Source organism: Mesorhizobium sp. YC-39 (assembly GCF_025753795.1).
Lineage (GTDB): Bacteria > Pseudomonadota > Alphaproteobacteria > Rhizobiales > Rhizobiaceae > Mesorhizobium.
On record NZ_JAOWPS010000001.1, the window covers coordinates 1,355,993 to 1,368,774 of the forward strand.

Genomic DNA, 12,782 nt, shown 5'->3' on the forward strand with positions numbered 1-12,782 from the left:
CAATGGCCGATGTCCGCGCGCTCGTCCTTGAACGTCAGCACGAACTCACCATGCGCGACATTGATCTACCGCAGGACGTCGGACCTGGTGACGTCAAGATCAAGATTCACACCGTCGGGATATGCGGTTCGGACGTGCACTATTATACGCACGGCCGTATCGGTCCTTTTGTCGTCAACGCGCCCATGGTGCTTGGCCATGAAGCCGCAGGGACCGTCGTCGAGGTTGGCGAGGGTGTCGCGAACCTGAGGGTCGGCGACCGGGTGTGCATGGAGCCCGGCATTCCGGATCCGAATTCGCGCGCGAGCCGGCTCGGCCTCTACAATATCGATCCGGCGGTAACGTTTTGGGCGACGCCGCCGGTCCATGGCGTGCTGACGCCTTATGTCGTGCACCCGGCCAACTACACGTTCAAGTTGCCCGACAATGTCAGTTTTGCAGAAGGCGCGATGGTGGAACCTTTTGCCGTCGGCATGCAGGCGGCCGCCAAAGCGAAGATAGTGCCCGGCGACACTGCCGTCGTGCTGGGCGCCGGGCCGATTGGCACCATGGTCGCCATCGCCGCGCTTGCCGGCGGCTGTGCACGCGTCATTGTCGCCGACCTCGCACAGCCCAAGCTCGACATCGCCGCCGGCTATCAGGGTGTCATCCCCATTAACATTCGCGAGAAGAATCTTGCCGAAGAAGTCAAGCGCCTGACCGACGGATGGGGCGCCGACATCGTGTTCGAATGCTCCGGCTCGCCCAAGGCCTGGGAAAGCCTGCTCGAACTGCCGCGGCCGGGAGGTGTCGTGGTGGCGGTCGGCCTGCCGGTGGTGCCGATCCCGTTCGACGTCTCGACCGCTTCGACCAGGGAAATCCGCATCGAGACGGTGTTCCGCTATGCCCACCAATATGACCGCGCCATCGTGCTGATGGGATCGGGCCGTGTGGATCTGAAGCCGCTGATATCAGCCACCTTCCCGTTCGAGGAGACGATCGTGGCTTTCGACCGTGCGGTCGAAGCACGGCCGGTCGATGTGAAGCTGCAGATCAAGTTGCCGGAATAGTCTGTCCCGGCGGGGCGCGACGATCGCATTTGCCGGCTGTCACTCGTCCCGGGGCTTGTCCATGAACGAGCGGCAAAATTGGGTGCGATGCTCCGCCGCCAGCGGTTAGGCGGAGCTTGCCAGCTTCATGCCCTCATAGGTTGGCTTGCCGCCGGGACAGCGCCTGCCAGTCCATGCAGCCCGTCGTGTAAGAAGCGCAGCACGACCCCGCCAGCGCCGAGAGGCAACATTTTCGAATGCGCCGCCAGTCGCTCGAATGTCGAGCATCTTGTCTAACGCCGCTCAGAGTGCGCAGTTTGTATTGCAGATATATGCTCGTCGCCGCCTCCAGAACAACGGCTTCTGCAAAGGACTCTCCGAACGCCGACGCCGATTTTCTCCGCAAAAGCGTTCTTCCAGTCGGAGGCGGTCGATGGCCAAGCCTTCTGGGCAGCGAAGTCGAGAATCAGATTCGCGACTTCTCCAGCTGCATTCAAAATGCGACCAGTGACCGGCGCCAGCCACCGTCTCGACGATAGAGTTGTTGAATCGCGCGGCGACCGCCGCTGCTATTTCCGCCGTCACGAAGGGGTCCGCCTCACCCCTGACAACAACTACCGGTCCGCGGTAACGGCTTTCGCTGCCCGCGTCCGCGGTCCACCGTTCCATGCTTCTGCGAGCTGAGCGGTCGTTGACGCGGTAACGATCAAGCCGTCCCGCTTGGCTGTGCGTTAATTCTCTTCGCCCAGATCACCGTCCCGTTTGGTCGCCCATGTTAGCAGGGCGTCGAGCGCCGGACAGAGATGCTGCCCCCCACGCGGTCAGGCAGTACTCGACCTTTGGCGGAACTTGGTGATGAACGATACGGCGGACTACGCCATCTGCTTCCAGCTGCCGCAACTGCTGAATGAGCATTTCTGCGAAACGCCTGGTATCGCGCGCTCAAGATCGGAAAACCGCAAAATCTTGCCCCCAAAAAGATGGAAGAGAATAACCAGCTTCCAGCGCCCCTCAAGGATCTTGAGTGACTGCTCAACGCCCCTCGCAGCGGACGTCGGGGTGTGCTCTCCCTTACTTGAAGGTAAGTACCTTACTTTTTTGTATGTTCTTGTCATTCAGAGAGCATACAACTAATTCTATGGCTGACACAACAAAGCAGGAAGAGTCCACTGTTCGGATCGATAGAGAGGGCGTACCGAATGACAATAGAAATACCAAAGCAAATATCGGCGTACTACGAGGCGGACAAGAACGACAGGAGCAGGGTAGATGAGTGTTTTACCGACGATGCGGTCGTTGTTGATGAAGGGAATACTTACATCGGCCGAAAATCCACTCAACAATGGAAAGAAAATTCGACAAAAAAGTACACCTATACCGCAAACCCCTTCGCAATCGAGGAAGAAGGTGTGCGGACCATTGTAACCGCTCACCTGATTGGCGATTTTCCGGGAAATCCGTTGGACTTGAGATACGCCTTCACTCTCAGGGGCGACAAGATCGCATCGTTGGAGATCACGCTGTGAGCTTTGACCTTGCGCTTGCCGGATGTCGCGCGCTTGTGACAGGCGGCACCAAAGGGGTGGGGGCGGCGGTTGTCGAGGCGCTGCGCAATGCCGGGGCGAGGGTTGTTGCAACGGCGCGTTCCGTTGCCGACTCATCTCCCGACGGCGTCAGCTATGTCGCAGCGGACCTGACGACTGCTGAAGGCTGCCGGATCGCAGCGGACGCCGCTTTGGACCGTCTCGGAGGTATCGACATTGTCGTCAACGTTGTTGGCGGATCGGAAGCGCCTCCGGGTGGCCACGCGATGTTGAGCGACGAGTTGTGGGATGCTGCGATAAATCTGAATCTGATGACCGCCGTGCGGGTAGATCGTGCGCTGCTTCCCGCGATGCTGGCGCAGGGTTCGGGCGTCATTATCCATGTAACTTCCATTCAGCACCAGCTGCCGCTTCCGGAATCGACCACAGCTTACGCGGCCGCCAAGGCGGCACTTTCGACCTATAGCAAGAGCCTGTCGAAGGAAGTGACACCCAAAGGTGTGCGCGTCGTCAGGGTGTCGCCGGGATGGATCGAGACCGAGGCGGCCGTCCGTTTTGCCGAGAGGCTCGCCGAGCAGCAGAAGACGGACTACGAGGGCGTCAAGAAGATCATCATGGATTCGCTGGGCGGCGTGCCGCTTGGCCGTCCGTCCCGTCCTCAAGAAGTCGCGGACCTGATCACCTTCCTGGTGTCTCCCAGAGCCGGATCGATTACCGGGACCGAATATGTCATCGATGGGGGAACTGTACCAACTGCGTAGCGACACGGTCGCAAACCCATAGGACCATGACACGATAGTCATTTTCTGCGGGCTTAATCTCCCGGATTTTCAACGCAAATCTTCGAATAAGGTGGGAATGTATGTCCGAAGAGAGAAAGTACAAGAACTTTGAAGCACTGGATTCCTTCTTCGACTTGATGAGGAGCGCGCTTGCTCCCTTTGCCGAAGGGCAGCACTATCTGGACATGTTCGCGGAGGATGCCACGTTCGAGTATCCCTGCGCGTTCCCGATGGGTCCTCACAGGATAGATGGCCGTTCCGCCTTCATCTCTTACCTCTCCAACTACGGCGACAGGCTCTTTATCGATTCAATGAGTGGTTTGATTGTGCATCAGACCACGGAAGGTCTGGTCATCCTCGAATATGCATCGCATGGCAGGGGTGTGAAGACCGGGAAAGTATATGCCAATCGCTACATATCCGTTGTGACAGTAAGGGACCGGAAGATCGTCAATTGGCGCGACTACTGGAACCAGCTCGCTGTTATCGATGCGATAGGCAGCCTCGATCCCGTCCTGGAGCAACTGAAGGGTCCGAAGGTTCGCGCCTCTTAAGCGAGGCTTCCGCAGGCTCCGGCCGATGGAGGTTCCCGACAGGGTCGTGGCGTCAGGGCGCCCCGCTACCGCTTCATGCTCGGATCGTCTTATTTTCTCATCAACAATTGTCGAGGTCTCCAACAATGTGCCGACTTCCCATTTGGACAGCTATCCTCACCTTCTACTTCGCGGGGTCTGCGCCGGCAGAGACCTCCTCTGAGGGATCATCCTCCCTGTCGCTCGACCAGGCGCGTGCGATCGTCGCGCCGCTGTACGAGGCGCTGAACGAGCCGGCAAAGAAAGACGTCGAGAGTCTGCTCACGAAGACCACCAGCCCCGATTTCAGATCCTGCACGGGGGAAGACAACTGTGTGGATCGCGATACTGCCATTGCGGGGTTCAAGGCATTGGGTGAGATCGTGCCGGACCTGCAGTGGGCGGTTCGCGATATTCTGGTCGCTGGCGACCAAATCGTCGTGCGAGGGGAAGCCACCGGTACGCCGGCCAAGCCATTCGTTGGCGTCGATCCCTCAGGGAAGGCGTTCAAGGTGATGTCGATCGACATTCACAGCGTCGAGGATGGCCGGGTGGCACGGACCTTTCATCTGGAAGACTGGGCAACGGGTCTGCGCCAATTGACCGCGAACTAGCTCAAGGGCATTATTTCGGCGGCGGGTTATAAACAATCTCAAGGCTTTCGAGCGCCTCCTTGTGCGACAGGATCGCGCTGCCCGCGATTCTGTCGCGATGTGTGGCTAGCTGAAAAAAGAGAAGTCGCCCCCCAAGATCGACTTGACATGTGTGCAATTACACACATATGACAATGCACTTCTGGCAGGCTATTCGGCCAGTGCAGAACATTCATCATGGCGAAGGGAGCATTGCATGTCCGGCACCGACACCACGCGTCACCCGTTTCTGGACGACCTTACATCTGAGGCGGAGCTCACGGGCACGGTTCTGCGGAAGTCCGTTCGGGGTAGGGAAAACGTTCGCCGTGTCGTCGAGGCAGTGGGGAAGCTATACTCGTCGCAGACCGGGACATTTCTCGCTAGTGTCCAGGGTCGAACATTCGTCCAGTACGACGCTATGCTCCGCAACGGGCTGTCGCTTCAGGCTGTGGCCGTGATCGAGCGCAATGATGACGGCAGCGTTCCGCGCGTGAACGTCTCCATGAGTCCACTTGCTTCCGTTCTCTCCCTCTCGGCGCAGCTCGGGACTCAGATCGGACAGGATCTTGGCGGCGACCACTTCCTCTAAGGGATCAATTTTAAAGGTTCGCTCGCGCATTAATGTGTAATTACACGGATACATCGCTGTCTGACCGCAGGAATGAAGACCGTGCCATCCGTCGACCAGGGCGATAATGTCCAACGCTAAGATCTATCACCGTACGCGTCGACTTGTCGACGAATCGACCACGCCACTGCCGTTGCGTATGGCGTGGCCAAACATTGGCGGACGCTTTCACAGGACCGAGCCTGGCGCACGCTGTGCTGCAGGAGGCAATCCAGGGTGGCGAACCTCCCGAGGCACCGACGTTTCGCTTGTGGCGCCGTTGGTGGTCAATACCTGGGAGGTAGCCGTGCTGGGCATGAAGCACCGCAATCGCACGCAGTTTCGGAAGGCTGTCGCTCTCCGATTTGTGGAGATCGGGCTTGCCGCTACCGGTCGGCGGCAGGTCCAGATCATGCGCGATTCTCAATATGACCGGTCGACTTGTTTAAAACAGGGCCTTTGCATCAACGGCTGAAGGAGTTCTCGGCGGAGGAAACTGGAGGGCTGGAGTTTGCAGGCCTCGGCCCAAACGGAACCCCTGGCCTATGGATCGTCCAGGGTGTTCCCAATGAGCCGCGCCTGCATGTTGCATTTAGAGCCGAAAGTCGCCCCCAGGTAGATGCCTTCTATGAGGCCGCTATCAAGGCTGGCGGTAGAGATAATGGAAGGCCGGGGCTGCGGCCGCAATATCACCCCAACTATTACGGCGCATACGTGCTTGATCCTGACGGACACAACATCGAAGTCGTGTGCCACAACGCAACACCCGACTGATGGCAATGCAAGTCTCCCAGCGCTTGGCACGCCGCGACAACAAAAATATCTGTGCGAAGCTATTGAAACGACACTGTCGAATAGCTATTGTGTAATTGCACAATATGGAGGCAGGCGGGGCAGGCAATAATGCTCAAAGCGGATAATTGGCGAGTGCCCCGTATCGATCCGCTCGCGGGATCGGTCTCGCTGCTTAGGCTGGAGTCATCAAAACAGGACTTTGGGATATGGCGGCGCTGCAAGCTTGCGGTTTGTTCCTTGCCGGTTGGAGAGACGAATGACGGCCAAAATGACTGAATTGACCGGTCCAAATCAATGCTACTGTCTGGCGAGCCGTCGTAGTGCCCGGCATCTGACTCGTCTCTACGAGCGGCACCTTGCGCCGTCGGGCATGACGTCTTCTCAGTTTTCCATTCTCTCGTTCCTTTATCACAAACCGGAGATGACAGTGGCGGAACTGGCGAACGCGATGGAAATGGAGCGAACCACGCTGGTCCGTACCATTAAGCCTATGAAGGACGCGGGCTGGATCGAAGATGGATCTGAGAAGATCGGTCGGGCTGTCGTCCTCGGCATCTCGCGGCGCGGCCTCGAAAAACTCGATCAAGGTCGCCCCATGTGGATGGCGGCACAGGAAGCGTTCGAGCGGCAGGTCAGCAAAGAGGCCGCGGTTCAACTTAGAAGCTTGGCGGTAACGTCCTTCTCTCATACCGAGGACTGAACGGCACCCGTGATCGTAATAGTCGCGACCAAAAATGTGCAATTACACAATTGTGACTCTATGAGGATCTCTTGGGTCATTTGGAAGGAAGTTGCGTGGACCCTCCTATGCAAACATCTGAAACAACCTCCCGCTCGGCCTGGCTCGCCGTCGGCTCGGTCGCTGCGGGCACCTTCCTTCTCGTGACGACTGAATTTCTGCCGGTTGCATTGCTCACGGAAATCGCCTTGGCCATGGGTGTCTCGGAGGGGCAAGCGGGGCTCGCAGTGGCCGTGCCCGGTGCGGTGGCGGCGTGTTCTGCACCTTTGGTGCTGCTCGGCAGCCGACAACTCGATCGACGGTTGCTGCTTTGGGTTCTGACAGCTGCGATCGTTGTCTCGAACGTCATTGTCGCACTTTCCTCGAACTTCATCATATTCCTTGCCGCCCGTTTTCTTCTCGGCATCGCGGTCGGTGGTCTTTGGGCGATCGGTATCGCCGCCGGACGACGCCTCGTCGCACAAGTGCATGGCGGGAAGGCGACGGCCATCATATCGGCCGGCATCGGTGTCGGCACGGTGGTCGGTGTTCCGGTTGGCGCCTATCTGGGCGGCATCTTCGGATGGCGGCTGGCTTTCGCGGGCGCGGCCGTCTTCGGCATTCTGGTTCTGATCGCCCAAATGGCGTTGCTTCCCAAGCTCCCCACCGAGCGGCCAGCACCGCTCACGGAATTCATGGCGCTTTTGCGGGTGGCGCGGGCGCGCATCGGATTGGCAGGCATAACCATTCTCGCGGGCGGCCATTTCCTCGCCTACACGTTCCTCGAAATATTTCTTACGCAGGTCACGCGAACTGATAGCGGGCTGCTTTCCTCGGTCCTGATTGTCTACGCCGTCGGTGGTTTGGCAGGGGGCTTTATCGCAGAATGGACCGCTCGAACCGGCTATGTGCGTGCGATGCTGATCTTCTGCGTGATGCAGGCTCTGGTCATCGCGCTTCTGGCCATGACGGGCTCGGCGTTGTCCTTGGTCTTTCTCTGGGCGCTTCTCTGGGGCGTCGTTTTCGGCGGCGTTCCCGTCGTCAGCCAGATCTGGATGTATGAGGCCGCTCCCAATGGCTATGAGAGCGGCGCAGCCATGATGGTTGCCTTCCTCCAGGTTGGAATAGCGCTTGGTCCGCTCGCCGGCGGTGTGATCTTGGACACACAGGGCCTGACCACGACCTTCCTTGTTGCAGCTGCCGTAAGCGGGCTCGCCATTCCCGTATTCGGACTCGCTGGCCGCCCCATCCGAACTGCAACTCAATCAACATAACAGGAGTATCAAAATGAAGATTAAAGGTGCAACCGTATTCATTACCGGCGCCAATCGCGGTATAGGTCTTGCCCTCGCAAGAGAAGCGCTCGCGAGGGGCGCCGCCAAGGTCTATGCGGGGACGCGCAAGCTCGATGGGTTCTCGGAGCCGGGGGTAATCCCGGTCCAGATTGACGTCACGAATGCCGAGAGCATCCGCCGCGCTGCCGCCCAGTGTGCCGACGTGTCGATCCTCGTTAACAACGCTGGTATCGTGGAACTCGTATCCGACGCACTTGACGACCGTGTTGAGGCGGTGACCAGGACGATGTTGGAGGTCAACTTCTTCGGGATCGTCCGCGTCACGCAAGCGTTCGCGCCTGTCTTGGCAGAAAAGCCTCAGTCTGCGGTTCTCAATGTGCTATCGGATGTGTCGTGGAAGGCCACATCGATCTTGACGCCCTATTCGGCGTCCAAAGCGGCAGCCTGGAGCTACACAAATCATGCTCGCATTGCTCTGAAGGAGCAGAACACGGCGGTCGTTGGATTGCATGTCGGTTTTGTCGACACCGACCTGACCGCAGGCGTTGATGTTCCCAAGAGCAATCCACGCGATGTTGCTCGCAAGAGCTACGATGTGCTGGAGGCCGGCGGCGCCGAAGTGCTGGCAGACGAAGGGACCGTCAAACTCAAAGCTTCGCTCTCGGCCGCTCGGCCCGAGTACATCTATCCTGAGGGCTAATTTATCGGGAACCGGCGGTATCTGGGCCGTGATGAGGTATTCGGCCTGATCGGCAAAGTTCATGAAGCGCCGTCAAGGCACCTTCAAGTTCGACAGCACCAGCAACATCCTCGCCAATCATGACCATTGGCCGTGCCCTCCTTTTCTCTGGCACGGCCGATCGTCTTTCCATGTCAATGGCAGGGATCGATTTTCTTCGATTGAGAAAGGCAAGAGTCAGCAGGACCGCAAAGCATAGCGGCCCCGCACCACCGTCGGGAACGAGTGCATGCTTCTCAATGGGGTGAAAATCGTGAAATCCGACCACACATCCGAACCGTGGCTGGTGGGAGTCCTTTTCTCGCAGACGGGCTTCACATCCGTATCCGAACAGGCGCAATTGCGCGGCACGTTGATCGCCATCGAGGAGATCAACCAGAATGGCGGCGTGAACGGCCGTCCGATCCAGCCTGTCGTATACGATCCAGGCTCCGATGCGAAGGCGTATGGCCAGTACGCCAAGAAACTGATGGTCGAAGACGGCGCGACCACCATATTCGGCTGCTACACATCCGATTGCAGAAAAGCGGTCCTGCCGGTGGTCGAGCGGCTGAACGGCCTGCTGTGGTATCCGACGCCCTATGAGGGGATCGAGTTCTCGCCCAACGTCATCTGCACCGGACTGATGAGCGCCCCCTCAGGGCGATCGTCGGATCTGCCTCGGCGCGGGCGGTCGCTATAGCGTATCGAAACACGCTGCCGATGGTAGAGCGCAGTCGCCGAGCCGACTCATATCGACCGCGAACCTCTACGCGGCGTAGGGCGGTAAGGATGGTGGCCGTATCGATCTCCCGAATGCACTTGTCGCCGATGGCTGGATAGGCAAAGTCGAGCAGCCATTTGACCTTGGTAATCGTTCGGTCGGCACGCCCCTCCTTTTTCAGCTTGTCAACGTATTCATCAGCGGTTGCCCGAAAGGAGTCTTTTGCCGAACCGGCCTTGCGCAAACTGCGTTCCTGCCCAGGGTCGACGCCAGTCAGCAGGAGACGTTTAGCATCATCGCGCGCCTCGCGTGCCTCGGCTAAAGAGATAAGGGGATAGCTGCCCAACGCCAAAAGTTTCTGCTTGCCGTCAAAGCGGTAGGCGAGCCGCCAAAGGCGAGATCCTGTGGGCTGCACCCATAGCTGGAGACCGGCGCCGTCAGACAGTTTCACGAGTTTGGGACCCGGGCGAGCGTTTCGGCATTTCACGTCGGAAAGGGCCATTCGACACGTCTCCTTTGGCTGTTTCGATACCATCAAGATGCCGAATACCAACGAAAATACCATCCCCGCGCCCCGTTGGACCAAATACGCTGAAAACCGTCGAGACGCGTCCAAGTGCGCCATGCACTTCGAAAAAATAACGATTTCAATGGTTTGCATAGATGGAAGCGTAGAAGCTTTGGCAAAGGGGAGCATGGGGAGAGGAGGGGATGGTGCCCAGAGGCGGATTCGAACCACCGACACGCGGATTTTCAGTCCGCTGCTCTACCAACTGAGCTATCTGGGCCTGTTCCGGCTAACGAAGACTCGCACACCGGATTTCTTGAAAGCGCCATGGGCGCCCCTTGAAAGCGCGTGGGTTATAGCACGGGAATTCGGCCTGTCCAGCGCTTAGACGTTGATTTCAGGCGGGAAAGATCGGCGGCCCCATCAGACCATGATCCGGAAAAGTGGCATCCGGTTTTCGGACGGGATCGTGGTCGGACAGGAGCCCTGCAAGCCTGCCTAAACAGCCTCATTTCTCGCCGTCGGTGTCTTCCTCGTCGTCGCGGGCCGAAATGACATAGGCGCCCTTCAGCCAGCGGTTCAGGTCGATGTCCTTGCAGCGCGTCGAGCAGAATGGATAGGTTTCGCGCACCGACGCCTTGCCGCATTCGGGGCAGGGGCGCCTGGGGCGCAGTGGCGTCACCTTGTCGTCCGGGCTCATACTCGTACTCGCCTCGAATTCATGGCCGCCTCGAACTTGTTGCCGCCCCCAAACTCATTGCCACCTCCCAACTCATGGCCGGGCCGACATCCAGTTGGCGTGCACCTTGAACCCCTCGCCGCTGAGCAGCGCCACCGTCTCGTAGAGCGGCAGGCCGACGACATTGGTGTAGGAGCCGACGAGCTTGACGACGAAGGATCCGGCCAACCCCTGGACGGCATAGCCACCGGCCTTGCCGCGCCATTCGCCCGAGGCGACATAGGCGTTGATCTCGTCGCGCGGCAGCCGCTTGAAGCGCACCCTGGTCTCGACCAGCCGCTGGCGCACTTTGCCGCCCGGCGTGATCAGGCAGATGCCGGAATAGACCCGGTGCGAACGGCCGGACAACAGCCCGAGGCAGTTGGAGGCGTCGTCGAGCGTTTCAGCCTTGGGCAGGATACGCCGGCCGACGGCGACCACCGTGTCGGCGGCCAACACGAAACCGGGCGCATAGTCGTCTTCGGTGCTCAGCGAGGCCAGCGCCTTCTCGGCCTTTTCCTTCGACAGGCGCTTGGCCAGCGAACGCGGATGCTCGGCGCGCAACGGCGTCTCGTCGACATCGGCCGGCAGGACGCGGTCCGGCTCGATGCCGGCCTGCTGCAAGAGCTCGATCCGGCGCGGCGAACCCGAAGCAAGCACCAGCTTCTGCAAAATGCTCATCGTGATTTCGGCCGGGCTCTATCTCTTCGTTTGAGCATTGGACTTTTCCGAAAACCGCTGCGCACTTTTCGGTCCGATGCTCTGGCGCTCTTACTTGAAACGGTAGGTGATGCGGCCTTTGGTCAGGTCGTAGGGCGTCATCTCGACCAGGACCTTGTCGCCGGTCAGCACGCGGATGCGGTTCTTGCGCATGCGGCCGGCCGTGTGAGCGATGATTTCGTGTTCGTTTTCAAGCTTCACCCTGAACATCGCGTTGGGCAACAATTCCGTGACGATACCCGGAAACTCGAGGACTTCTTCCTTCGGCATTCGATACCTTTGCTTGGATGGCAGTTCCAGCGCCTAGAGCATGATGCCGAAAAGTGTGAATCGGTTTTCGGACGACATCATGCTCTACTTCTTTGATTTAGAGGCGGATTCAGATTTCAGGTCGAACAGACCTGAAATCATCCGACTCTAGCCGGAATTCGGGCGGAACCTATATGATAATCGCTCGCTTGTGAACATGCTTAATCCGTGGCGTTTTTGGCCTCGGGTTTCAGAAAACGGCCGGATATCCGTGCCCTCAGCCGCTCGCGCACGTCGCGATAGGCGGCCATGACCTGCTCGCGCGTGCCACTGGCATTTGTCGGGTCCGGCGTCGGCCAGTATTCGACGTCGACGGCGAGCGAGCGGGTGAGTTCGAGCGCGGCGTGATGCGCCTCCGGCGCCAGCGTGATGATCAGGTCGAAATAGTCGTCCTCGAGATCGTCCAGGGTTCTGGGGTGACGCTCGCCCAGCGACAGGCCGTCCTCGGCAAGCACGGCGTCGACGAACGGGTCGCGCTCACCGGCGCGCACCCCGGCCGAGGCGACGAAGATCGTGGCCGGAAGCGCCTGGCGCGCCAGCAACTCGGCCATTGGCGAGCGCACGGCATTCATGCCGCACACGAACAGGATCGAGCGGGGCGCGGGGCCGGCGGCCAGGGTCTAACCCCGCCAGTGCAGCACGCAGACCAGCGTGAACAGCCGGCGCGCCGTATCGAAGTCGATATCGATCTTGCCGGCAAGCCGGTCCATCAGCGTCTGCGAGCCTTCATTGTGCAGGCCGCGCCGGCCCATGTCGATCGCCTCGATATGGCTGGGCGTCGAGGAGCGGATGGCGTCATAATAGCTTTCGCAGATCAGGTAGTAGTCCTTGACGATGCGCCGGAGTGGCGTCAGCGACAGGATGTGGGTGACCACCTCGCCGCCGTCCTCGCGGCTCACCGCGAAGACCAGGCGGGACTCAGCCAGCGACAGCTTCAGCCGGTAGGGCCCGGCGCCGTCGTCATTGATCGGCCGGAAGCTGTTCTCCTCGATCAAGTCGAAGATCGCCACCGCCCGCTCATGCTCGACATCGGGCGTCGAGCGGCCGATCGATTCGTCGAGTTCGACATCGATCAGCCGGGCACTGGTTCGATCGTAGTCCGACATGTC

The 12,782-nt window shown here is 59.4% G+C and carries 15 protein-coding genes, 1 tRNA gene and 4 pseudogenes; 11 read left to right on the forward strand and 9 right to left on the reverse strand.

What is annotated here, in order from left to right:
* The first annotated feature begins 2 nt into the window (after positions 1-2).
* Positions 3-1,049 carry an NAD(P)-dependent alcohol dehydrogenase gene (locus OHD62_RS06410; RefSeq protein WP_263781627.1) on the forward strand — a complete coding sequence of 349 codons (1,047 nt, stop codon included), beginning with the start codon at positions 3-5 and terminating at the stop codon, positions 1,047-1,049.
* A gap of 282 nt (positions 1,050-1,331) precedes the next feature.
* Here OHD62_RS06410 and OHD62_RS35695 read toward each other — a convergent pair.
* Positions 1,332-1,703 (reverse strand): annotated as a pseudogene (locus OHD62_RS35695) (alpha/beta fold hydrolase); the annotation flags it as partial.
* Positions 1,704-1,759: 56 nt separating this feature from the next.
* Positions 1,760-2,143, reverse strand: a pseudogene (locus OHD62_RS06415) (winged helix-turn-helix transcriptional regulator).
* 84 nt (positions 2,144-2,227) lie between these two features.
* Between OHD62_RS06415 and OHD62_RS06420 the strand changes: the two are divergent.
* The 10 genes and pseudogenes from OHD62_RS06420 to OHD62_RS06465 all read left to right on the forward strand — a co-directional run bounded on the left by OHD62_RS06420 (position 2,228) and on the right by OHD62_RS06465 (position 9,397).
* The gene (locus OHD62_RS06420) at positions 2,228-2,554 is read left to right on the forward strand and encodes a nuclear transport factor 2 family protein (RefSeq protein ID WP_263781628.1); all 327 of its coding nucleotides are present in this window, start codon (positions 2,228-2,230) and stop codon (positions 2,552-2,554) included.
* Positions 2,551-3,333 carry an SDR family oxidoreductase gene (locus OHD62_RS06425; RefSeq protein ID WP_263781629.1) on the forward strand — a complete coding sequence of 261 codons (783 nt, stop codon included), beginning with the start codon at positions 2,551-2,553 and terminating at the stop codon, positions 3,331-3,333. Before OHD62_RS06420 ends, OHD62_RS06425 begins: the two co-directional genes overlap by 4 nt.
* A 101-nt stretch (positions 3,334-3,434) precedes the next feature.
* Entirely contained in the window at positions 3,435-3,908 is a 474-nt protein-coding gene (locus tag OHD62_RS06430; RefSeq protein ID WP_263781630.1) for a nuclear transport factor 2 family protein, read from the forward strand.
* A gap of 125 nt (positions 3,909-4,033) precedes the next feature.
* On the forward strand, positions 4,034-4,540 hold the full coding sequence (locus tag OHD62_RS06435) for an ester cyclase (RefSeq protein WP_263781631.1): 507 nt from the start codon (positions 4,034-4,036) through the stop codon (positions 4,538-4,540).
* A 235-nt stretch (positions 4,541-4,775) separates the two neighbouring features.
* Entirely contained in the window at positions 4,776-5,150 is a 375-nt protein-coding gene (locus tag OHD62_RS06440; protein ID WP_263781632.1) for a hypothetical protein, read from the forward strand.
* Positions 5,151-5,639: 489 nt separating this feature from the next.
* A pseudogene (locus OHD62_RS06445) lies at positions 5,640-5,942 on the forward strand (VOC family protein); the annotation flags it as partial.
* A gap of 277 nt (positions 5,943-6,219) precedes the next feature.
* Positions 6,220-6,663, forward strand: a complete 444-nt coding sequence (locus tag OHD62_RS06450) for a MarR family winged helix-turn-helix transcriptional regulator (RefSeq protein WP_263781635.1) — start codon at positions 6,220-6,222, stop codon at positions 6,661-6,663.
* A gap of 107 nt (positions 6,664-6,770) precedes the next feature.
* On the forward strand, positions 6,771-7,955 hold the full coding sequence (locus OHD62_RS06455; protein ID WP_263781636.1) for an MFS transporter: 1,185 nt from the start codon (positions 6,771-6,773) through the stop codon (positions 7,953-7,955).
* Between the two features lie 13 nt (positions 7,956-7,968).
* Entirely contained in the window at positions 7,969-8,676 is a 708-nt protein-coding gene (locus tag OHD62_RS06460; RefSeq protein ID WP_263781637.1) for an SDR family oxidoreductase, read from the forward strand.
* 268 nt (positions 8,677-8,944) lie between these two features.
* Complete coding sequence (locus tag OHD62_RS06465) at positions 8,945-9,397, forward strand: transporter substrate-binding protein (RefSeq protein ID WP_318528580.1); 453 nt, start codon at positions 8,945-8,947, stop codon at positions 9,395-9,397.
* On the opposite strand, the pseudogene OHD62_RS06470 reads toward OHD62_RS06465, so the two are convergent.
* The 7 genes and pseudogenes from OHD62_RS06470 to OHD62_RS06500 form a co-directional block, all read right to left on the reverse strand.
* Positions 9,348-9,920: pseudogene (locus tag OHD62_RS06470) on the reverse strand (tyrosine-type recombinase/integrase); the annotation flags it as partial. The gene OHD62_RS06465 and the pseudogene OHD62_RS06470 sit on opposite strands and share 50 nt — an antisense overlap.
* Positions 9,921-10,130: 210 nt before the next feature.
* Positions 10,131-10,206: transfer RNA gene (locus OHD62_RS06475), tRNA-Phe, on the reverse strand.
* Between the two features lie 228 nt (positions 10,207-10,434).
* Positions 10,435-10,626 carry a DNA gyrase inhibitor YacG gene (gene yacG, locus OHD62_RS06480; RefSeq protein ID WP_263781639.1) on the reverse strand — a complete coding sequence of 64 codons (192 nt, stop codon included), beginning with the start codon at positions 10,624-10,626 and terminating at the stop codon, positions 10,435-10,437.
* A 72-nt stretch (positions 10,627-10,698) separates the two neighbouring features.
* Positions 10,699-11,325, reverse strand: coding sequence for a Maf-like protein (locus OHD62_RS06485; RefSeq protein ID WP_263781640.1), 627 nt, complete (start codon positions 11,323-11,325; stop codon positions 10,699-10,701).
* A 90-nt stretch (positions 11,326-11,415) separates the two neighbouring features.
* A complete protein-coding gene (gene infA, locus OHD62_RS06490) occupies positions 11,416-11,634 on the reverse strand; it encodes a translation initiation factor IF-1 (RefSeq protein WP_006329283.1) in 219 nt (72 codons plus the stop codon).
* A 200-nt stretch (positions 11,635-11,834) separates the two neighbouring features.
* Complete coding sequence (locus OHD62_RS06495; protein WP_263781643.1) at positions 11,835-12,245, reverse strand: low molecular weight phosphatase family protein; 411 nt, start codon at positions 12,243-12,245, stop codon at positions 11,835-11,837.
* Positions 12,246-12,293: 48 nt separating this feature from the next.
* Positions 12,294-12,779: a UPF0262 family protein gene (locus tag OHD62_RS06500; RefSeq protein ID WP_263781644.1), complete on the reverse strand. Its 486-nt coding sequence runs from the start codon at positions 12,777-12,779 to the stop codon at positions 12,294-12,296.
* Positions 12,780-12,782: the final 3 nt, after the last annotated feature.